The 23,374-nt window shown below is 43.8% G+C and carries 15 protein-coding genes; all 15 read right to left on the bottom strand.

Features of this window, described 5'->3' with window-relative positions:
* Window positions 1–89: 89 nt before the first annotated feature.
* Window positions 90–1,211 carry an alpha/beta hydrolase-fold protein gene (locus AS141_RS00480; protein ID WP_057935659.1) on the bottom strand — a complete coding sequence of 374 codons (1,122 nt, stop codon included), beginning with the start codon at window positions 1,209–1,211 and terminating at the stop codon, window positions 90–92.
* 65 nt (window positions 1,212–1,276) lie between these two features.
* Window positions 1,277–1,807 (bottom strand): DUF4870 domain-containing protein, encoded by a 531-nt coding sequence (locus AS141_RS00475; RefSeq protein ID WP_057935658.1) that lies wholly within the window; start codon window positions 1,805–1,807, stop codon window positions 1,277–1,279.
* 328 nt (window positions 1,808–2,135) lie between these two features.
* Window positions 2,136–4,274 carry an endo-1,4-beta-xylanase gene (locus AS141_RS00470; RefSeq protein ID WP_057935657.1) on the bottom strand — a complete coding sequence of 713 codons (2,139 nt, stop codon included), beginning with the start codon at window positions 4,272–4,274 and terminating at the stop codon, window positions 2,136–2,138.
* Window positions 4,275–4,291: 17 nt separating this feature from the next.
* Window positions 4,292–5,326 (bottom strand): DUF5627 domain-containing protein, encoded by a 1,035-nt coding sequence (locus AS141_RS00465; RefSeq protein WP_057935656.1) that lies wholly within the window; start codon window positions 5,324–5,326, stop codon window positions 4,292–4,294.
* Window positions 5,327–5,381: 55 nt separating this feature from the next.
* Window positions 5,382–7,145, bottom strand: coding sequence for a RagB/SusD family nutrient uptake outer membrane protein (locus tag AS141_RS00460; protein ID WP_057936185.1), 1,764 nt, complete (start codon window positions 7,143–7,145; stop codon window positions 5,382–5,384).
* A gap of 23 nt (window positions 7,146–7,168) precedes the next feature.
* Complete coding sequence (locus AS141_RS00455) at window positions 7,169–10,213, bottom strand: SusC/RagA family TonB-linked outer membrane protein (RefSeq protein ID WP_057935655.1); 3,045 nt, start codon at window positions 10,211–10,213, stop codon at window positions 7,169–7,171.
* 40 nt (window positions 10,214–10,253) lie between these two features.
* Window positions 10,254–12,149: a RagB/SusD family nutrient uptake outer membrane protein gene (locus AS141_RS00450; protein WP_057935654.1), complete on the bottom strand. Its 1,896-nt coding sequence runs from the start codon at window positions 12,147–12,149 to the stop codon at window positions 10,254–10,256.
* A 14-nt stretch (window positions 12,150–12,163) separates the two neighbouring features.
* Window positions 12,164–15,613: a SusC/RagA family TonB-linked outer membrane protein gene (locus AS141_RS00445; RefSeq protein WP_232424783.1), complete on the bottom strand. Its 3,450-nt coding sequence runs from the start codon at window positions 15,611–15,613 to the stop codon at window positions 12,164–12,166.
* 153 nt (window positions 15,614–15,766) lie between these two features.
* A complete protein-coding gene (locus AS141_RS00440) occupies window positions 15,767–16,795 on the bottom strand; it encodes a FecR family protein (protein ID WP_057935653.1) in 1,029 nt (342 codons plus the stop codon).
* 23 nt (window positions 16,796–16,818) lie between these two features.
* The gene (locus AS141_RS00435) at window positions 16,819–17,472 is read right to left on the bottom strand and encodes an RNA polymerase sigma factor (protein ID WP_057935652.1); all 654 of its coding nucleotides are present in this window, start codon (window positions 17,470–17,472) and stop codon (window positions 16,819–16,821) included.
* Between the two features lie 281 nt (window positions 17,473–17,753).
* A complete protein-coding gene (locus AS141_RS00430; protein ID WP_057935651.1) occupies window positions 17,754–18,383 on the bottom strand; it encodes an MSMEG_1061 family FMN-dependent PPOX-type flavoprotein in 630 nt (209 codons plus the stop codon).
* A 43-nt stretch (window positions 18,384–18,426) separates the two neighbouring features.
* The gene (locus AS141_RS00425; RefSeq protein WP_057935650.1) at window positions 18,427–19,347 is read right to left on the bottom strand and encodes an alpha/beta hydrolase; all 921 of its coding nucleotides are present in this window, start codon (window positions 19,345–19,347) and stop codon (window positions 18,427–18,429) included.
* A gap of 147 nt (window positions 19,348–19,494) precedes the next feature.
* Window positions 19,495–21,414: an alpha/beta hydrolase gene (locus tag AS141_RS00420; RefSeq protein WP_057935649.1), complete on the bottom strand. Its 1,920-nt coding sequence runs from the start codon at window positions 21,412–21,414 to the stop codon at window positions 19,495–19,497.
* Window positions 21,415–21,466: 52 nt separating this feature from the next.
* Window positions 21,467–22,309: a sialate O-acetylesterase gene (locus AS141_RS00415; protein WP_082632152.1), complete on the bottom strand. Its 843-nt coding sequence runs from the start codon at window positions 22,307–22,309 to the stop codon at window positions 21,467–21,469.
* Window positions 22,310–22,365: 56 nt separating this feature from the next.
* Complete coding sequence (locus tag AS141_RS00410; RefSeq protein WP_082632111.1) at window positions 22,366–23,334, bottom strand: ThuA domain-containing protein; 969 nt, start codon at window positions 23,332–23,334, stop codon at window positions 22,366–22,368.
* Between the last annotated feature and the right edge of the window lie 40 nt (window positions 23,335–23,374).

The raw sequence follows: 23,374 nt of genomic DNA, 5'->3' as shown, positions 1-23,374 counted from the left end.
CAAACAAGATTTCATGGGTTGAGCAGCTCCTCATTTCTTCTTTAAAATTACTCATTAGACCAGATCATATACCTCTCATTTTCAGATAATTACTTTGAAAACAACATTGGAGCCAGCTCATATAAGCTCCGTCTCCAGGTCTGGAATTCATGTGCCGTACCTTCGGATACATAGGAAACCGCATTATAACCGGCTTCTGTTAATGCATCAACCGCAGTTCTCACCCTGTCAGGATTTTCCTTGCTTCCGGCGCTGATAAAGATCAAATCCGGCTTAGGAGAATTCTTCAACTCCTCAGGAGTATAGATTCCTCCACTGAGCAAAGCAAAACGGGAAAAAACCTCCGGCCTGTTAAGGGTAATCGAATGAGTTTCCATGCCTCCCATAGACAATCCAGCCATAGCTCGGTGATCCTGATCCCCAATCGTCCTGAAATTGGCGTCTATATAAGGTATCAGCTCATCTACCAGTACAGTCTGAAAAGGTTCGATTTTGAAATCCCTTAACCCCCCAAACTTCACTTCATTGGTCATACCGTAAGTCATCACGATGAGAAAGGGCTCAATTTTCCCTTCAGCGATCAAGTTGTCCATGATCAGATTGGCGTGCCCCTGATTGCTCCATGCCGTTTCATCTTCTCCCCAACCATGCTGAAGATAAAGCACCGGATAACGCTTGGACGATTCTGCACTATACCCCGGAGGCGTATAGACAAAAGCCCTTCTTGAGGTGCTTGTACTAGGTGATGGAAACAGAACTTGCTGAACATGGCCATGGGGAACATTCTTCAGTGCATAAAAGTCCTGGTCGTGAGCAGGGATTTCTATTCCGCTTTCCCAACGGGTAGATCCATAGTAATTCTTTGCACCAGGATCATTAAACACCCCTCCGTCTATGGTCAGATGGTAGTAGTGAAACCCTTCGTCCATGGGACCGGCTGTAGTGCCTGTCCACACGCCATCAGCATCTTTGGTAAGGTCCGTTCCGCCTTTGCCTCCAAGACCCAAACTTACATTGACGCTTTGGGCTGCGGGAGCCTCAACTCTAAATCGGGCATATCCCTGGGAATTTACCTGTGGATATTCCTTGCCTGGTTGATTCTTGGATGAAGGTTTGAAATCCTCCTTTATCGCGGAGTTTTCCATTTGGGAATAGCATATTGAACTGCTGAAAGTCCAAATGAAAATCAAAATAAATGAAAACTGCTTCATGGTTATATAGGTTTTAGGTTTGATTGAATGCAATATTTTACATAACTGTTTTTCTATGGGCTATATCAACGTTTAAAAAAAGGAATAGCCAATGGATACTTCCAGATCTGCCCATTGCTAGCTTTAAGTCCTCCGATAAAAACAAACATAATGCTTATCAATAGCAAAATAGTGATTGGGAACAATCCTGAGTAAAGTGAAGTAAGCAAATTGAAATTAGGTGAAATGTTCATTGGTAAATGCGAGATCCCAGGAAAAATGACAACAAAGCATATAGTCGCATATATAAAAAAACTCAATACCCAATTAACCACATTTCTTCCGTGCTCGTCAACAAGCTGGCTTGTTTGTCTATTCAAGGTCCATAGAACTACCGGTGCCACGAGAGCCAATAAAATATGAACAATGCCCAAGAACACAGCTATATGAAGAAGAAAGCAATAGGTATTTTCGTTCAGACCAAATAAATTTCCAGGTCTCCTAGTCATACTATCACCAAGAATCTTATCCTTTTCGCAGTTAAATTCATCTTCAGTAATAATGCCTTTTTTTACTAGGTCATCCAGTTTAATCAAGTAATCCAGATTGTGTTTCATATGATTATAATTTGTCTTTTAAAGGCCATATGGAATCTCGCATGGTAGATATAAACATCTCTGTGTGCCGCCTGCGACATGCTCGGTTTCATGCATTTTTATTTTGATTTGTATAGGTCACATGCCCGTATGTCTCCGGACAGGGAATCTCGCATCACAGACAATTATTCCATGTTACGTTTTTTCTCAAGTCTTAGGCAGCCTAAACCCCATCTAATCTACTGATATTAAACACTATAATAAAAAAAAACACTTACTAAATCCTTTACCATACACAATTGAAAAGGCCTATGCACTGCATCCATACATAGGCCAGTTTTAAACCAGATCACATTCCTTCAAGTCCTTCAGCAAATCCTGCATATGCAGGCTTGCGGTTTAGATCAAGATCCCAAAGTCCCTGCTTCTCGCCAGGTAGCCAATTGGCATTGTCAGCGCTATCGGTGATTCCCCAGATGGTGATTCCATAGCGCTGAGCTGCGGGAATGTGCTCCGCATACATTTCAGCTATGTATTTATACATTTCACGCTGTGCCTGTAGCGCTTCCGCGGTAGGATTGCTGGTATTTACCTTGATATCCAATTCTGAAACCTTGATCAGCTTGCCTGTGCCCGCCAACATTTTGAACATGGAAACGATTTTGTCCTTATCTGAATCTATGCTGATGTGCATTTGTGTGCCGATTCCATCCACAGTCACCCCCTTGGTTTCGATATAGCTCACATAGTCGATCAGCCCCTGGCATTTCTCCAAGCTATATTCCAGATTATAATCATTCACAAATAGAATATCATCTGGATTGCCGTATTGCTCTGCCAGTTCGAAAGCTTTTACCGCGTAGTCTTTACCCAAGTAGTCCTGCCAGTAAAAGTGGTCGGAGGGAATATCAGGGTTGCCTACCCCGGTTTTTATTTGCGATGGATTTGCATCATCCATAGGTTCATTCACTACATCCCAGGCTTTAATATACTCTTTCGAATTAGAAAGCATTTCCTGCATCCAGCGCTCGAATTCTCCAGACACTATAGCGTTTTTCTCCTCCTCAGTTTTCGGCACCAACGTAGTAGAACCTCCTGTGGCTTCTGCACTGCTGAGCACTACGTTATCCAAATAGACAGTACCGGCAAATTCTCCATAGGAAATCACAAATCGCTGTCTATCACCAGCAGTCACCATTGTAGTCAATTGCACCTGCTTCCACTCCTTAGTTACACCTACCTGCCCAAAACCATTTGAAGAATAATCAGGGCTCTGCAGCTCTGGTCTAATGATACCTTCTGCATCACCTTTCACCCAAAATGACAATTTATATTCCTGGCCGTTGGATATTGGTTCAGCCAGATCATAGGCAGTCTGCACTTCCCAGAAACCTCCGGTAGCAGAAGGATTTGTGACGTAGAAAGCTTTGCCTGTCCCTCCAAAACCCATTCCATCCTCAGTGACTCCACGGGTTGAGCCATTGCCCCAGCCTCCCCAGCCATTACCGTTTTCGAAATCCCCATCGGAAATTATATTGCTGATCACAGGATCCCCCTGCGTATCATATACATATAGATTATTGATATCAATGGAATAAGTACTGGAAGGCATATAGCCGAAATTGAACTTCATTTTGAATGAGTCTCCTTCAAAATCACTGACGCGAAATCTGATTTCCTGCCAGGAAATAGTGGTACCAAAAGCAGTACTATCTACCCCGGTGTTCATCCAGTCAATTTCAGGATTGTTATCAGAGAGACCTTCGAAAGTGATCCCTCCCTGGCCAGGCACGTCGGATTTGACATAGACGATTACTTCGTATTCTTTTCCAGGGAGTACAGGAATGGCCGGAGTAGTCAATTGTACACTTTCAGGAGCGTTTCCAGATCCAGAAGTAAGAACAAAAGCGTCAGTCCCTTCTCCCATACCTTTACCTGATACAATCTTCACATCTCCGGTAGTTTCCCAATTTTCCCACGCCTCATTCATAGGACCTGACAGATCCAGCTCATTTTTGAAGGGAGGTGAAACTACGATCAGAGGTTCTAAAAGACTATTTAAATAAGTTGCATTTTGATTGGCATGCCATACCAAAGTATGGCCGAAAATGCTAGTCCCGGCGGCTTTGGCTGCTTCGATAGTAGAATTAACTCCTGAAAAATCCATAGTCCCATTAGCCTGTACAATAGCGCCATGCTTCATTCCATAGCCTGCGGTGATCTCATCGAAATTGCTGTTGATAAGGCGGTACATCACCCCTCTACCAGAGTATTGGGACATTTCTACTGCACCACCCAACTTGAAATTGGGATAAGAAATAGAATCCACATACGTACGAAGTACTCCATACCCATTCAATTCCTCCTGTGCGGCTATATTCTCTGGTTTCTCAACCCGGAAATTATCTGTTTCTACATGTTCTACGCAGGAGCTGAGTCCTATTGAAATAGCTAAAACGCTAAAATACCTGACATACAATTGCTTCATGATTTTGCTGCGTTTGATTAATTAGTTGATAAAAGCGGTGTGAATGTCTCAAAACCTACTCCGCGGTCCCGTACCACCAAGGTGTCCTTGGTATCTATCTGCATCTCCGGAAGATTGATTTTGTACTCTAAATACAACACATCCCTATCCTGATTTCCCCAGCTATCCTTTTCCCCTTTGGAGATAAATTTGCCTGTTCCACTTGCGGTATAACCGTTTCGCAACGCAGAGACCGTACAGTTTCCGGCTTCATCGAAGGTCAACAATAAATCAGCAGGTATATTTTCTCCGTCCTCCCCTGGAAAGGCAAGAGGAAATTCCACCTCACTCATAGATCTGGTATGGAGCGAATTGATTTCATCATTCACTACAAAGTCTGCATGCCGTACTGCAGTTTGGTCCAAAGCACTGTTTCCATTTGAGCCTTTGATGATATCCTGGCCTCTGCGTAAGTAGTTGCCATGCCAAGGGTTCACATATTTTAAGGCGTATAACACAAAATCCTTTGGCTGCACTGACCAGTTGTTGGGATTGTTCCGTTGCGGGTTTTCTACCTGTGCTACTCCTGAAAGTATAGAATCAGCATTACTGATTTGAGAAATTCTCAAGGGAAGCACATAGGTATTTTTAATTGATTTGGGATCATTGAAAAACCCGCTGTTAAGTTGGATCTCTACTCCTCCAGTCACTTCTCCTTTTGGGATGATTATGGACTGGGTGGATAGTTGATAATATTCAGATGGAAGTGGCTCTACTTTATTGCCATCTGAATCAAACATCAGCCCTTCGGTAAGACTTTCATCTACGACCACATCCAGATAGACATCCTGAGGGGAAGAATATACTCCTCCGGTGGTGGCGAGGATATTGAATTTACCCTCATTATCCATAGAAGTATCGAAGATATCATCCCCAAGTGTAATCGTCCTTACCGGATATTGATAGGCGAAATAGACTGTCTGATAATCAAAATCAGGGAATTCCCAATCTTCATTTTTACACGAAGACAGGGATAGGCAAAGTGCCAAAATTATATATGGAGTATTTTTCATTGTTCAGTGTGATTAGGTTCATTGAGATTCGCCAGCATGTGTAGTACTTTCAGGATTACCATCCGTTGTTTTGCTTGAGTTCAGAAAATTTCAATGTTTCACTATATGGCACCGGGCCATAGATCATGTAATCATTGTACACCCTGTTTTCAACATTCATCAACTCATGTTCACCTTCTTCTATGGTAATTCCCTGGGCAGTTTCGCTCAGGTTTGCATCCCATCTTCTCAAGTCCCAAAATCTAAATCCTTCAAAACTCAACTCAATTCTCCGCTCATTACGGATAAGTTCTCTCATGGCACTTTGATCACTCTTGATAGATTCCAGATATGGATCTCCATTTTCAAGTCCGATTCCCGCCCGCTGACGTATAGCTTTGATCACATCGTAAGCGGAGTATCCTGCTGCACCTGAACTTGTAGGGCCGTATGCTTCATTTGCAGCCTCTGCATAAATCAGGAAAATCTCGGTATACCTAATCCTGGGCTTCATGTGAACCTGCTCATTGGTAGAGTTGGGATTGAGGTTAACGTCCTGACGAAGGAGCTTACGCAGGTAGTAGCCAGTTCGGGTGGAAGTTTCCACTCTATTTAATGCATCATTATTTCCCCCATCTACAGCGGTAGTGATCACAGAATTGTTAGGTCCCGCAGTACTTCCATTGACTACCACAAAATGCCCAAGCCGAGGATCCCGACCTGTATAGGGATCTTGGGGATTATATCCGCTTTGCTGCGAATCAACCGGATAGCCATTGGCCATAGGGAAAGCATTTACAAAATTCTGGGTAGGATTGATCAGCCCATTTCCAAATAAGGTGGGAGGGTAATTGTCCCTTTCCAGGTTATTACTTGGTCCGATGGAGGTTCTCCACAGGATCTCAGCAGGATTTACACCTCCACCGATTGCATTGAGTTCAGAAGTATTGGTAAACCAGGTGACCCCATTTGGTGCCAAACCACTTATTCCTCCAATGGTATTCAGTATAGAAGCTGCATGGTCTGCCGCAATCTGCCATTTCTGCACATCCCCTCCGGGATTAAATGCCGGACTGGCCGCGAGCAGCGCAGCCTGAGCCATGACTGCACGGACAATTCTGCCTGATACTAATTGTATGGCATCATCTCCAAATACCCGGTTGTATTGGCCAGTCTCGGCACCCAGATCTGCATATTTACTTGGGATCAGGTAAGGATCAGTGATATTTCCCAAATCCATAGGAAGTAAATCCAGGGCACGTTCTGCATCAGCGTATAGCTGATTCATGCATTCTTCAAACGTATTCCGAGGTAGGTTAAACTCAGATTCCACATCTTGGGGCACAGTCAAAATAGGAACGCCGAGCAATTGTCCATCTGCCATTCCACCGTGAGCCTGAAGCAGATAATACATAAATAAAGCACGTAGCCCATAGGATTCCCCCTTCAGCCTATCCACAAACATCTGGTTCACAATAGGATCTACAGCAAAATCAACACTATCTACATCCTCCAACATTACGTTCAGGTATTGGATAGCCGATTGTGCTCCTGTCCATTGCTCAACAGGATTGCTGTTGGAAGCCCACTGCCCGGTGGCCATGTTCAGAAAGCCATTGGAAGGCTCGTTACTCACCGCGTCATCAGTGGCCATTTCGCTGAATGACCAGCCATTGGTAGGAATCCTTAGATAGGCGTTGATCAGGAGCCCCTGTGCCAGCCGAGGTCTCTCCAACATATCTTCTCTTCCCTGTATGTTCTCTATGGCCGGATCAATGAGATCTTGACAGCCTGAAAGCATTAGGATGACTCCAAAGAAAAATAATAGTTTAATATTCATGATTTTCAGTTTTTTGGGTCTCATTAAAACATTGCTCGGATACCGAAATTGTAGAATCTCGTCTGCGGAGCACTACCGATATTCATTTCCAGAATATCCCGGTTTGGACTTACTGTCAGGAGATTGGATCCGCTCACATAGGTATCCAACTCCTTGATGAAGCCATTTCCAAGGATATTTTTAGGAAAGGAGTAGGACAGCTGGACTTTGGCAAGGTCAAAGCGATCGGTGCTGTAAAGCCAGAAATCTGAGTTCCTGAAATTATTGGCTCCATTTAGGGTAGTAAGCCTAGGGAAAGTAGCCGTATTCTGGGTTTCCTCTGTCCATCTATCTCTTACTACCGCCGAGTATTTATCATCAGCATTTACCCAGAAATAATCATTGCTTTTCATAGCATAGGCTCCACTTCTCAGGGTGCCCAAGGCGAAGAATGTGAAATTTTTCACCTTAACCGAAACATGAAATCCCATAGTCAAAGGTGCCCCAGACCATCCCCCTCTACCGAGATACACTTCATCCTGGGCATTTATAATACCATCGTCATTTTGATCTTTGTACTTGATATCACCTGGTTTTACCTCTCCGAATGCCTGTGTTGGAGAATTTTCGATTTCATCCATTCCACTAAAGAATCCTAAGCTCTCCAGACCCCAGATTGCATCAAGAGGCATTCCCTGCCTATTCTGATAGCTATCTTCGAAGTTTTCAGCTCGTTTTGATGCTTTAGTGTCATAATACAATCCCGATACTCCCAGCGTCCATTCCACTTCCCCTAATTTCTTGTTTAGGTTGAGCTGAAAATCCACCCCGTTTCTGATGTCGTTATTATAATTCACATAAGGGATCCAAGATGAGATTGGCCAGCCTGTCACAAAGTAACTTGGGTATAAAATACTGTTCTGGACAAATAACCCTGTCATCCTACTGGTAAATACAGAACCATTGAGATACACTAGTTTATTAAATAAGGAGGCCTCTAATCCTAAACTGATTTCTTCTCTTTTAGGAAAAGTTAAGTTGAGGTTTTCCCCACGTCGCACATCAGTGCCTGTATTGTTCAATCCATCTTTCCACTCATACCAGGATCCTTCATCTGTATAGATTGGCTCGTAGAGATAGAAGCTCTCTATATCCAAGTCTGAATTGAGGATACCTGCAGATACAGAGATTCTCAAATCATCCACAACGGAGGAGGAGGAAAGAAATTCCTCACCTGTCAATCTCCAGCCCAGAGACATGGTCGGTGAAATTGCTTTGCGGTTTCCTTCCGGCAATTTGGCGGAATGAACAAGCGCACTGCTGAACTCAGCGTAGTATTTCTGCTTGAAATTGTATGCTAAATACAAGCCCAGATTGGCATTGCTTACCTTATGGTAAATTGCTGACTCAGAGATCTGAAAGCCATTTGCCAACAGTATTGCCGAGAAATTGTGTTTTTCCTGGAAGGTTCTCTTGTAATTCAGCTGCGCTGATAAGGATACCGTCTGTCGGAACCAGTTGTTATTGGTGTTCTGGGTTCTGGAGCTGGCATCCTGACCATATTTGGTCAGGCTTTGAATTTGGTCCACCCCATTATAATTAGTCCAGGTAGGTTCATACACTGCATATTCATTATCAAATGACAGGGTGTAGGATGTATTGTAGTTGAGACCAAAAAGAGAGCTGAAAGAAAGTCCTTCTACTACATTTCTAAGATCTGCATCTACACCTGCGTTGAACTGAAACTGGCGGCTAGTATAGGTATTGGAACCGCCAGCATAGATATCTGCAATTGGGTTCTTTTGGTCTAACTGGGTACCGCCCAAGAGATATTTACCATCAATCAAGTGATCGCTAGTCTCTATCAGATCCCATGATGAATCGTCTCCCTGCTCCACATAATCAATAGGAATAAGAGGGGCGAATCTATTAGGCCTCAAAATAGTAGAGCCCTGCCAGTAGTCAATATTATCTTCACCAATACTGTAGATGGAATTGACTCCTTTGCTATTATAAAAAATAGCCGATGCATCCACTTTGGCAGAAATGAAGTCATTAAGGTTTAGATCAATATTTCCACGCACATTGAAGCGCTCGTTCTTGTTTTCGGCAGCCTGGCCAAAATTAAGAACTGTGCCTTCTGTCATGAAACCCACATTGGTGTAGTACCTGGCAGTCTCGTTCCCACCTGAAATTTCCAGGTTGCCATCGTATTTTGCATAAGCTTCCTGCAGGTATTCCGGAGAATAATAATCAACATTTGGATACCTGTAGGTATTGTTCCCAGAGGAGAAATTGTAGATATCATTTTCAGAATAAAGTGGTGACAGTCCGTCATTGCCTCTCGCTTCATTATAAAGTGACATATATTCTCCAGAGCCCAGGTACTCCGGATAGGCTTTTGGAGTATTCACACCGGCATTTGTTCGTAAGGTGATGTTCTGACTATTTGCAACACCCCTTTTGGTCGTAATCATGATGACACCTTTCGCAGCACGGCTACCATACAAGGCAACTGCACTGACTCCTTTGAGAAAAGTGATCTGCGCTATTTCAGTAGGGTGCACACTATCCAGCTCTCGGGGAACGCCATCCACTAAGACCAAGGAGCTACTATTTCCCCAGATGTTGCCATTGAAACCGCCCACATAGGCTTCCATCATATCCAGTGGATTGGAGATGTAGTTATCCTGAAGGATTTCAGGCATATTCACATAGGATATTCCTCCTATTAGGTCACGCTTATCCTTTGTCTGAAAGGCCACCTTCACCTCCTGCCCTTCCAGGTCACCATAGAGGGTAATCTCCAACAGATCAGGTGTGGCCCTGAACAGTCTGGTTTCATATCCTGGCGCTTCCACAGAAAGGTATGCATTGGAAGTGACTACCAGTTTCACTACTCCTAAGCTGTCTGAAACAGCCGAGTAATCGTCTTCTTCGCTTGTGATTATGGCTCCTTGTATCGTTTTACCGATACTGGACTTCACCACTGGGTTAAGAGTTAATTTCAAGGTACTTTGTGCCAACAGCTGAAACGGAAACATTACCGCCACGACACAGCCTACCATCACTAGTCTAATATATTTCATTATGATTATTCATTTAGATGATAAAAAGTAATCGCACGCATTACCAGCCTGGATTCTGAGTCATTTCTGGGTACAAAGACACATCAGATACTTTTAGTGGAAGCCAGTAATGCCTTTCGGTAAATGGACGCTCCAAAATGACTACCTCTCGAATGTTTGCCACACGGTTTTCAGTAGGATCATCCACATTGAAATCCCCTACCCGATCCAGTTCCACTGATGTTTTGATGGTATAAGGCTCCTCTATCAAGAGCAACCATCTGCGCAGATCAGTGAATCGATGCCTTTCAAAAGCAAGCTCCACTGCCCGCTCACGTCTCAATTCAGGCAGAAAATCCTCCACAGACCCTGTAAACTTGGAATGCACATTGGCCATGCCTGCTCGGTCCCTGATTACGTTTACCGCCTCTACCGCTGTTTTGCCAAAAGTTGCACTTGGTGCATTTGGGGAATTGTAGCCCATCAGAGTTGCCTCTGCATACATCAGGTAGATATCAGCCAGTCTCATGTAAGGCACATTAATATGAAGTGAAGTACCCCAATCGTATGCATTGTCGTATTTGTTGGCTCTGAGCGGAACAAACTTTCTACTCATGTAGCCAGTTCGGCTTCCATTGCTCAGATTTCTATAGCTCCCGTTGGTGAACAAATTAGCATACCTGTTTCTTTCCTCATTGGCATCAGGGATAGAACCTTGAATGACCTTGACACCGTCGTAGGTGATATCACTGTAGAATCTTGGATCACGGCCTTTCCAAGGATAATTAGGATCATATCCAGATTCGGGATCAGCTTTGGTGATATCATCGGGAAGCGGTAGGCCATTTGCCATGCCATAATTGTCATGTACATAATTTGCCGTAGGCATAAACATCGTCGCATCCCCCTGACTGATCAGCAATGGCATAAATTGCTTGGAAATCTGATAGTTACTACCATTAGCACCAGTCGTAGGTGCCCTGAACATCGCCTCAGTGCCGCCAGGCATAGCCCAGTTTTGGCCAGTGGTGTAGAAGAGGTTTGACTTCTGTGCAAATGGCATCAGAGAATAAAGTGTCTGCCCGGTTTCTACCAGTTGCAGTAATTCACCGAATACATCCGCTGCTTTTTTGGCATAAGCAGCATCGTAAGTTCTGCTCCCTGTGTCCGTATAATTCATCAGCGGACTAGCTGCCCAAAGCAGGTTTTTGCCCAAATACCCCAAAGCCATTGCCTTGTTGATCCGCATGGAATTCTTTCCGATAGTATTTTTTCCTACAGTAGTATCGTCCCAATTCAGCGGTAAAAGATCTGCCGCTCTCCGCAAATCATCAGTGATCCTGTCAGCAGATTCTCTATAGGAGAGTCTAGGAAGTCTAAGTTTCTCATTGCTTGGAAGCACTGTGTCTACATAAGGCATTCCGCCGAAATACTGAATCAGCTGAAAATGAAACCAGCCTCTGAAAAACAAGAGTTGGCCTTCGATAAACCTTCTTTCCTCGTCAGTAGCATCCGACAAACGGTGGAGATTTTCCAAACCCAAGTTCGCTTTTCTAATACCCATCCATGCTAATGGCCACAATGCCTTTCTGTGATGACCATCTGTAGTGGAAGCATCTCCTTTGTCAAACCAGCCTACTCCCCCACCTTGCTCGGCTTGCCAGGCCCAGAAATTGCCCCGGTCAAAATTGTAAGAGACTGTAAAAGTCCCCGCAGTGGACTCTATCTCGTCTTCTCCAAAATTCCATGCACTTACCCAGTAAGCAAGTGTGAAATTTGGGATGCAGTGGTACAATTCTTCGGTGAATCCCTGGAAGTTGGTGAAATTCTGGAAGGCCGTCTCTTCGGATATAATCGAGTCGGGTGATCTCTCCAGGTAATCTTCACAGGAAGTGGCAGACAGGAAAAGCAGTGTCAATAACCCGCCTTTAATGATATTATTTATATAGTTATTCATCTTAAAATGCTGGATTAGAATGAAACATTAAGGCCAAGATTGATTCTTCTTACCGTAGGATAAGCGCCGGCATAACCTGCTGAAGAGAAATTGGATTCCCTATCATCCGGCATATCGGTCCACAATAGCAGGTTGTTGCCGTTCACATAGATCCTGAAAGTCTCTACACCGATTCTTCTTACCCAATCTGCATTAAATAAATAGGCGATTTCGGCGTTCTTCAGTCGTAGATAAGAGCCGTCATATAAATACCGCTGCCCGTTACTATATCCCGGCATCAGTGCTCCCCATCTTGGCATAGGCGAATCCGGGTCCATGTTATCCTCAGACCAATAACTTCCTTCTTCATATACCCTGTTCAGCCGGTTGTTCAAACTGCCTAGGGGTACATCTCTGGTTACGTTATTTACTCCGTAAAATTGGACATATACGCTGAGCCCTTTCCATTCTGCTCCGATATTGGTGCTGAAAGTATTTTCAGGCACACCCGAAAATCCGTAAGGGGCTGCATCGAATGAATCAATCACACCGTCACCGTTAAAATCCAGGATTTGCATTCCTCCCGGAAGTTTAAACTGATCGTTTGAATTGTGAGGAGTACTGGCATACACTTCATCCCATGAACTGTAATACCCATTGCTGATATGCGTACGGTATTGTCCAAGCTGATAGCCTTGGTCTTTTTGGTAGTCCACCTGCAATTCCGGATCATCCCTTTCCTTTACCACGTTTTCTGCATGGGTCATAGAAAAGTCTCCCCATACACGGATCTGGTTTTCGAAGGTATGACTGGCTCCTAGGGTAAATTCAAACCCGTTGGTCACTACACGCCCAAGATTCGCTGCCGGTGCTGCGGTACCATAGTAGCTGGGAATAGAGCGATCATCGGACATCAGAATATCCTTTCTATCATCTTTGAAGTATTCAAAGTTTCCATTGATGGCTCCGTTGAACATGTCAAACTCAACTCCGATGTTAGTCTTGTATACGGTCTCCCAATGTACCTCAGGGTTTCCTACCGATGATTGTTTGTACCAAGTATAGGGACTGTATTCCCCGCCTTCCCCTATGATTCCGAGTTGAGAGCTATTTCCGTACACCCATTGATCCATAAATAAAAATCTGCCGCCGATATTGTCATCTCCAACCTCTCCATAGCTGGCCCTGACTTTGAGAAAATCTAAAAATGAAAGGGACTTCATAAACCCTTCTTCGGAAAGCACCCAGCCTATCCCCCCGGAAGAGAAGAAGGCAAACCTGTATTCAGGTGCAAATTTCTCTGAACCGTTATAGGCACCGCTGTAATCAAGGAGGTATTTATTCTTGTAATCGTAATTGGCACGAAACACCCAGTCTTCCCGATACGACGGAATCATATTCCCCGTAGCATCCTGCTGGCGGCTCATTAAGCCCATAAGTGCATAATTGTGATGCTCCGCTATGTTTCCTGCGTAATTCAGCTGGAACTGATAGTAAAGTCTTCTCTGAGGAGCATCCGGTCCTATCGTAACCACTCCCCCCTCTGCAATCCCCCAGGTCACAGCTTCTCTAAAGTCAAACCGGCTGTTTGCATCTACAATATCATCATATAAATGTGCTCCGGTCACAGGGTCTATCCACTTTTGAAAAGGGGTATTATAAAGGTCATTTACCCCCCTGTCTCCTTCGGTGAAGGAATTATCCACCGCCAGTGTGCCGCGGAAATTCAAGCCTTTCAAAATCATTCCCAAGTCCTGATTTAGGACAAAATTGGTGGAAAGCTGGGTTTTGGTAATGTATTGGAGGCCGCTGACCGCCAAAATCCTAACAGAATTCTCAGCCGCCACGTCATCCGGTGCATATACGCCCCATGCCCCATCTGAATATACAGGCAAAAACGCATCAGGAGGGTTTGCATAGGCGGCACTCCAGAAACTGCTGGAATTGCCTCCCCCCCAAGGGGTTTTTCTTGTTCCATATGATCCACCCAGATTTACCTGAAGTTTGGTAGAGGATGTCAGCTGAAAATCCAGATTACTGCGGAAATTCAGCCTGTTATAATTGTATCCCGGTTCATATCCCCGGTTGTTATCGAAACTTCTAAAAAGATCACCTTCATTCTGAAAATCAATACTGGCAAAATATTGTGTAAACTTAGTTCCTCCCCTGATTCCTACATTGGCATTGTAAGCCATTGCATAATCCTTGAAAAGAGTTTCCTGCCAATCCACATTCGGATATCGCTCGGACTCCTCCAGGCTTGAAGGAAATCTATATTTGTATTGCGTTTGGTATGGAATATAATCCGCCCAACCAGCCGGATTTGCGGAGAGTTCATTTTCTATCGCTCTATTGCGGATTCCAATCGCATCATACGCATCAAACTTACCCGGGAGTTTGGATACTACTTTGACTGTAGAGCTTACGTTCGCAGTGATCTGGGCTTTGCCCTCGCGGCCTCTTTTGGTAGTGACGATGATTACACCATTTGCACCTCTTGATCCGAATACTGCTGTAGCTGAGGCATCTTTCAATACAGAAATACTCTCCACTGAAGCAATGTCCATGGTATTAAAAAATTCTGGCCGCTCCACCCCATCTACCAGAATCAAAGGTGAATTACCGTTCCAGCTATTTTGTCCGCGGATTATTATCTGCGGGTTTTCTCCCCCAGGCACACCAGTACTGGCAGTGGTAATTACACCTGGAAGATTCCCTGTCAGTGCGGCCCCTACGTTGGACACCCCGCCGGTACGCTTGAGCACTTCCCCGCTGGTTTGCGCCACCGCTCCCACGATGGTTTCCTTCTTTTGCTCTGCATAGCCCACTACAATTACTTCATCGAGACTTTGGAGATCTTCCTCCAATATTATATTGATTACTGCCTGATTCCCTACTACAACTTCCTTTTCCATAAAGCCCATAAAGCTGAAAACCAGCGTTTCCCCTTCATTGACCTGAATGGTATATTCACCATCGAGATTTGTAGTGGTCCCTTTGGTCGTATTCTTTATTCTAACAGTGACCCCAGGAAGTGCAAGGCCGGTGGGATCCAGAACCTGGCCTGTGATCTCCACTACCGAAATTGGTTTTACTTCTTCGCTGACGGAGGGCCTTTTCGATCCTTTTGCGATATGGATATTATCATCCAGCTGTACAAATTTTAGATTTGTCTGACTGGAAATTTCTAGTAACACTTCCGACAGAGGGGCATTGGACTTAGACATATTCACCTTGAGCTCGTTCATGGCTACCATTGCCTTGTTGTAGGTGAATTGAAAACCACTTTGGTTTTCTAGCTCGGTGATGACATTATTGAGTGTACTCCCTTTAAACTTGACTGTGACAGTCACATCGGCCAGCCCCTTTAATTGGGCATGGCCTGTATTTGCCATCAGTACTGCTGTGAAAAACAGCTGAAAAAGGAACGCACACACAAAATATTTGGAAAGCATAATGATTTTCCTAAGTATTGATTTTTCCATACTTTTGTTTAAGATTTTAAGTGTGTATTACTTGAGATTTAGCCTTTGTTTAATTTGACGATTGAGGCAAAGGCTATAGGCAGAGGAGCATTAGCAATTCTGCCTATTTTCTTTCAGCTGGTGTTGGGGTAATAGTTTTCCATGGTTAATAGGTTATGGGTTTGAGATTGTTACTGTTTTATTATCGATTGTATAAGTAAACTCTGAGGAAATACTGAGGCCTTCCAAAACATGGTCTAAGGACTTATTGTGATACCGTCCTGAATAAGACCATCCTTTTTCTACAGTCAGTGTACTGTTGATCGTGACACCAAACCAAGTTTCTAGTTTTTCTATGACCTCAGAATAGGTGTTATCCTTAAAAATGAGGTATTGATCTCTCCAGCCTAGTGTTTCAAAGGGATCAAATCCAGTTTTGGAAACCTCTCCGTTTTTCCGTTTGACGAGCATTTCATTTGGAAAAAGGGTAATGACCCCGCCGGTAGAATCTGCTACTTCTACTTTTCCTTCTACCAGTGCGAGTTCAAAATCATCACCGTTTTTAAGGTTGAATGAGGTCCCTAATACTTTCACCTGACTATTCTCAATTTGAATAATAAAAGGCCGGTCGGGATCTTCTGACACATCAAAATATGCTTCCCCGGTCATGCGAACAGTTCTGTGATCTGAATCAAAAGCTTGAGGATATTCGATTTTGCTTGCGGCGTTAAGGTGGACAAGTGTGCCATCAGGCAGCCTAAACCGGTATTTCTGACCTGCTGGATTATCCACAGTCATCCAGGTGATTACTCCCTGTACTTCAGACTGGGCTTCGTCTTTCTTATTGAGAATTTCAATGCCATAGACAGTAGAAAAAACCAAAAACAAAATTGCTGCAGCTTTGTGCCAACCACTCCACTGGAAGTGCTTGCCATCTGCCCGTGTCTGATGACTCTTTTCCACTATATTTTCATAGAGATCCATATAGGCATGATCAGATAGCACATATCTCTCTTTGTAATCGACCATTACGATGATTTCACGAGCCTTTTGAAGGACATGTCTTCTTTCTGGATTGTTTTCAATCCACTTAAGCCAGAAGTGGTTAGTCTCTTCTCCAGGATTTTTTACCCACTGAATAAAAAATTCATCATTCAAAAAATCCTCGATCTCAAAATCTATGTATTTATTTTTTTCGTCCATGGTATCGGGAGGAAGTGTGCCGGTCAGGCTTGCTTGACTTCAAATATTTCTTTTAGCTTCTCCATGGCACGATAGACCAAGGTTCTGGCAGTTTTGACTTCGTTGAAATTCATGATTTCAGCGATCTCTTTATAGGATAATTCTTCCTGATAGAGCAGGATAATAGCTTGTCTTTGTCTCGGGGAAAGCTGATTGAGTGCTTTGGAAATTTCTGCTTTCTGTTCCAGAGCAAATTCTTCGTCGATCAACTTGGTTTCATGTGAAGTCTCAATAAAAAAAATACTCTCTTCACACTCCAGCGTAATTAAATCTGCGTTTAATTTCTTTTCCTTTTTAAGAAATTTAAAAAGCTCTCTGTGGAAGATAGTGAAGAGATAACCTTTTATCCGCTGTACATCTCCAAGTTTCCCTTGGTTTTTGCGCAGATCCACAAACATTTTTTGCAAACAGTCCCGGATCAAATCTTCCTGCTGGCAAAGCTGCATCCCGTAATTGTATAGATCGGCAACATGCTTGCGGTAGATATAGTTAAATGCGGCTTCATCTCCGTTTTTAAAGGAGTTCCAGACTTCGCGGTCTGATTTTTCAGTATACACAATCATCACTTGACTATGCTGCATATAGAGCATAGCGGAGGATTTAGTGGTTTCAATAGGTTTACTTTGGGCTTTTTTCATTTGAACAGGAAGGTATCTCCACTCTTCACTTATAAAGAGTGCTTTTTGAGGTCAAACAACCTCATTATTTTAAAATATTTTTATCCGTATCTGAAAAAACTTTCAGCAACAGATTTTACATTCATAAAAAATGACATATGATTGATATGACAGAATTATATTCTGAATCAAAAATTTGGTTCAATTCTAACTTTTTTGATAAACCAAATTTGGCACAAACAGGATATGGCAACTTTGAGAAGATCTTATGGCACTGGAAAATCCCGGGAAGCTACCTGCCTTTAATACAGATTGGTTTTCTCATCACTCTTGATGCTATCATCCAATTCCTCATAAGAGATTTCCAGTTTTCCATGGTCCACTAACACCTTGCCCAAGGAGGGAAGTGAGCTTTGCGAGGTATTTTCTGTATCCATCCATAGCTTTGACCTGATAATACATTTGGCACAATGCATGAAAGCCTCCTTCACGCTGACAATAATGGCCAGAGAAGGTATTTTCCCCTCACAAGATAGTAGCTCCAAAACTTTTTGGTCAGTTACTATTTTTGCCTCACCGTTCACCCTTAAGGTTTCCTTTATTCCGGGAATTAAAAAAATCAATCCCAGATTCGGATTTTGAATGATATTTCTCAAGGTATCCGCTTTGCGGTTTCCAGGTCTATCCGGGATAGCGAGCAGTTTATCACTGAGAATTTTTACAAAACCGGCAGGATCGCCTTTGGGAGAAACATCAAAATTCCCATGCATATCAGATGTGGCAATGGTAATAAAAGGGGATTTCTCTATAAAACTTCTACAGTGAGCATCAATATAATCGATGGTTTTCCTTGTAACTACTTCGCTGGGGTACCCCAATATCCCACGGAGTTCATTCTCCGAATTTATTGCCTTATCAAATGTCCATTCCATATTTCCCTTCTTTAGCGGGTTAGTTATTTTACAAGACTACCGATCACTTATCAAGAAAATCATTAACCTCCAGCCAATACATAAAAGCATCAAACCATCGATTACTGGTTCGGTCAGGATTGCCCAAGCCGAATCCATGGCCCCCATTTTGATAAAGGTGAAACTCCACAGGTATGCCTGCTTTGTACCAGGAATCCACCACACCGAACTGTCCTCTAAAAAGGAAATCATCTGTTGCGATTACATTGAACATAGCAGGAGCATCCTCGGGAACTTCCACTGGACCCATCCCGCCATATATAGGGCCGATAAAGGCCAGTTTCATTAACTCAGAATTAAGGGTGCAATGCATAGTCAATCCTGCTCCGGCAGAAAACCCTATCATTCCCAGACGCTTAGTATCCACTCCCCACTCCTCTGCCCGATCCAAAATCATTGCATAGGCAGCCTCAGCATCTTCTAGCTGATCTGAAAGAGTGAAAGGAGCGGGGGCCGGTCGCGTTGCAGTCTGTGAATCCTCAGGGGCTGGTGGAGGGGATAAGGTCTGGTTCATAGATTCTTTGAAACCATCTATTGATTCTGGGGTTGGACGCAGACGGTATTTGAGCACAAAAGCTGCTATACCCTTATCTGCAAGGGCCTGAGCAACTTCCCACCCCTCATTGCCCATGGACAACCATCTGAATCCCCCACCGGGGGCGACGATTACCGCAGCACCTGTGGCTTTGCCAGGCTCAGGTAAAAATGGCGTTAAGGTAGCAGTAGTGATGTTTCTCGCCATGGGATCACCCCATTGCTTAAACCAGGTTTCGGCAGCGGGCTGATTTTCTACTCCTCCAGTGCCGAGTAGTATGGCGTTAGGTTCTTCGGGGTTTTCTAAAGGATAAATAGTGCCATCCTGCGCCATGGCAAAGGAGGTAATTAACAGGCAAGATGCCAGAATTGAGGTTTTGAATAGGTTCATGGTATTATTGGGTTTTGTTACTTGTTTAGAAGTTTAAGAGAATTGGAAAACAGTCCCAGACTTTGAGCAGCTGTGAAGAGATGCTTTCCGAGAAAATCGAAATAAATAGGCTTCCAGGCACTTAGCAGGAAAGTTCAATTTCAGGTTTTAGTGGAAGAGCAGCGGAGCAAATTTGTACAGATTATTCCTCCAGACCGGCCATGCATGTCCTCCTGGATATTCGGTATACGTATAATCTATCTGCATTTCATCGAATTTACCTAGCATCAACCGGCAGTTTTCATAAGCAATATCTTCCTTGCCTCCCATTGCTATCCAGAATTCCTTCAATCCAAAGTTGATTTTATCGGCATTTTCGCTCATAAAATCGTATTGGGCCTCTACAATTTCAGTTTGTCTGGAAGCGATCCACCCTGAACTGAAAACGCCCAGATAAGCAAACAGATCTGTGTTGTTGATTCCGGAATAAAGTGCCTGGATACCGCCCATCGATAGGCCTGCCAACGCACGGTTTTCAGCTCCTGTTTTCGCCCGGTAATTTTCTTCGATGTAGGGAACCAGACTGGCTTTCAGTTCTGTCTCAAATTGCTTCAGTCCATTTTCGCTAAAAGCGCTGGCTGGCATATTACCGTCAGGCATCACTACCAGCATAGGTTTGGCTTTTCCTTCAGCTATCAAATTATCCAGGATCAAATCAGTTTTTCCTTGATTGGCCCATCCTGTCTCATCCTCTCCCCCACCATGGTAGATGTATAAGACCGGATATTTTTCTAAACTACCGGAATCATATCCAGGCGGAGTATAAATGAAAAACTGTCTCCAACTTCTTAGGACATTGGAAAAATACCGAACCCTGCGCACCTCACCATGCGGCACACGCTTCAGTTCGTAATACCCGTCTCCTTTGAAAGGTACCTCAATTCCACTCGCCATTCGCCCCATCCCATAGAAGGTTTCACTGGCAGGATCTGCTACCGCCACACCATCAATAATTAAGGAATAATAATGAAAACCCTCACTAAGAGGATCTGTGGTCACTTCCCAAACTCCCTCAGCACTTTTGACCATTTCATATTTCTTTCCGAGATCCAATTGCACATTTCCTGCCTCCGGCGCATTGAGCTTAAAAACCGCCCTTCCGTCAGGGAAAATCTGGGGGTATTTTGAGTTTCCTACATTCGTAGATGCAGGAGTACCCAGCGGACTGTATTGATCAAACTTGGCTTGATCCACAGGTTTGAAAAGCAGCTGGGAAAACATGTAAAGGCCATTTTTCCAAACCTTGAAATCATGCCCTCCGATTTCTAAATAATAAATATGCGGTACATCATTCTCTAACAGGTAATCGTGAGTACGTGAGCTGAAACGTAGCAATCCATCCGCATCCCCACAGGAAATCCAGAGTACTTTCAGCAGTTCTTTTGCCTTCTCAGGATCAGGTACTAATTCCTCAGGCGCTTTGGTATTTGGAGCAGAAGAAAATCCTCCCACCCAGGCAAACTTCTCCAAATTGCCCAAACCAAAGTTCAGCGATTGGCCTCCACCCATAGACAAGCCGGCAATGGCCCGATGCTCTCTGTCGTTCAATACAGGATACTTTTTCTCAATAAAAGGAATCAGATCATTCAGCAGATCCTGTTCAAACGTAGCAAAAGCCTGAACTTTATCAGGCTCCATGATATTTCCCCCGGCTCTATCGTCCTTCATCGCCCTGCCATTTGGCATGACTACAATCATGGGTTCCAGCTTTCCATCTGCATAGAGATTATCAAGAATTACCTCCGGATGTCCACCGTTAAGCCATTCTTTTTCATCTCCACCTATGCCGTGAAGTAGGTAAAGCACTGGATATTTTTCTTTTTTGGAAAAACCAGGAGGGGTATAGACCAGGGCTTTCCGGTTATTGCCCACAGTTTTAGAACTATAGGTAACAGTGTCAATTCTACCGTGGGAAATCCCACTTCTGGTTTGGTCGAAGCCTGGCGGGGCTTCCTTTTCCAGTTGCTGACCCTGGAGTTGCCCGGCAAATAGAAACAATAGGAGTAATAGGTTTTTTGAGCGGTTCATAGGTTTATAGGTTATTTCTTGGTTGTACTCTTTTGGCTTAAAAGCCCGGTGTTTACTCTTCCATCAGCAGCTGGGCCATTTGTTCACCATAGCGGGATCCCAATAACCGGTAACCGGCAGCGGAGAAATGAAGTCCGTCGGAAATCGCCTCACAATCTTCAGAAGAAATCACATAAGAATTCGGAATCAACTCGGGTAGCGTTGCAATGATTGGGTTCATGCTGGCGCACTTGCCTCCCTGGTCCGCACTCACCAATTCACCGGCCAAAAGCGGAACAGAATCCGGTACCAACCCAAGGTCACCTAACAGATTATCATACACTCCTTCCACTTTCCTTGGCCAGGATTCATCACCGGTGTTGGACTCTCCCTGGTGCAGCAATATTCCCTTGATCACCCCATCTTTTTGGGCAATCTTTGCCAAATCAAGCAATCTTCCGTAAGGATTTCCATTGTATTGAGCGATCATCCCTTTCATCCATCCCGGGGTAGTTTCCACGTACGATTCATAACTGTCCTTTTCGAAAAGCTCGATTTTACAGCCACCCACCGACACATTGATAATTCCGATTTTGATGCTGTCCGGAAGGCTTTCTGCCAAAGTCCTCCCAAAATAATCTCCGGGAGTTAGACCGGTATTGCATCGGCTAAGCGGTGGAACAGCTGGATACCAATTCCCCATTTCCCTGTTTAAATCCGGGCAATCCACTGCCTGCAGTACTTTAAAGCGTTCATTTGCGACAGTATCCTGGGATTCATACTTTGCGCTCCCCTCCATATTGGACTGGCCGAAGCTCAGGAAAATGTAAAAATTAGGATCTTGCGCAAAACTGTTTATCGTGCAGAAGCTGGTTAAAAAACTTATTAATAGCAGTTTAAATGTGCTTTTTTTCAAAAAATCGGTTTTTTTAGAAGGTATAGGGTTTATCATGGCATTGTATTTAAAAGGAATCATTCATGTTCATTTGTACCCAACATTTCCTGTGGGCGGAGACTGGATTTATCACGTGTTGGAAAATCATCAGGCACTGGGTAAGTTACCTTTCCGCTAGCCAACCATTCTGTAGCCCGAATCACAGTAGTCTGAAATCCCGCACATCTATAGGCAGGTGGGTAGGTCTCTCCTCTCCAAAGATGTCCCATACTTGAATTATATACATTCCCTTCCCCGTACCTGACCACCCATTCCACAGGCCACATCTTCTTGGTGTCTGTGCTATCAAAAGCATAAGACAGTACAGTCAAATTCTCCATGGTACCACGGGGAAAACTGTAAACTTCTGTATTCACCGTTTTCCATGATTTAGGATACCCCTCATTAATGGGGTGAGGATTTAGTATTTGTATGAGTGCATCAAAACGATCACCATGACTTGTCCCCTTCCCTTCTCCCCGAGGATATTTTTTCAGCTGTTTTTGACCGTCTATTTCCAACGCTATACCTGCATCTGCTGAGCGCCAACCCAATCCAATCATCTTGTCGTATTCCTTCCAATTTGGAAATGCATTATTGGCAGAGTGAAGAATATACAAACCTCCACCTTGCCTCAGGTAGTCTTCCAGCCCCTTCTGTGCAGGTTCAGGCCAGGTTAACTTTAGATCATGAATATTATTTGTGTTCTGAATGACTACTGCGTAGGATTCAAAATCCGGATTCCACTCCTGTCTCTGAATACTGTCAGCTGGCACCGTGGAAACCTCCACCTCAAACCTCCCGCTTCCTTCCAAAATCCATTTGACCACTTTAGTAGTCTGCTTCCAGTCATGATTACTGAATCCATCTACAATTAGAACTTTATTCACAGGATTGGTCTGGGCAGGAAGATTCACTGTCAAAATCAAGGACAATCCTAAAGCCACCAGTCCGAAAAACTGCCTCATACTAAACCTTGATAGAATAAAATTTTCAATGGGTTCCATAATAGATCAGTTTTAAATGTGCTTCTACTTACTACTTCTA

Origin of the sequence: Algoriphagus resistens (assembly GCF_001442615.1) — a bacterium.
Lineage (GTDB): Bacteria > Bacteroidota > Bacteroidia > Cytophagales > Cyclobacteriaceae > Algoriphagus > Algoriphagus resistens.
The sequence above is the reverse complement of the archived record's forward strand: the minus strand, read 5'-3'. Positions and strand labels throughout refer to the sequence as shown.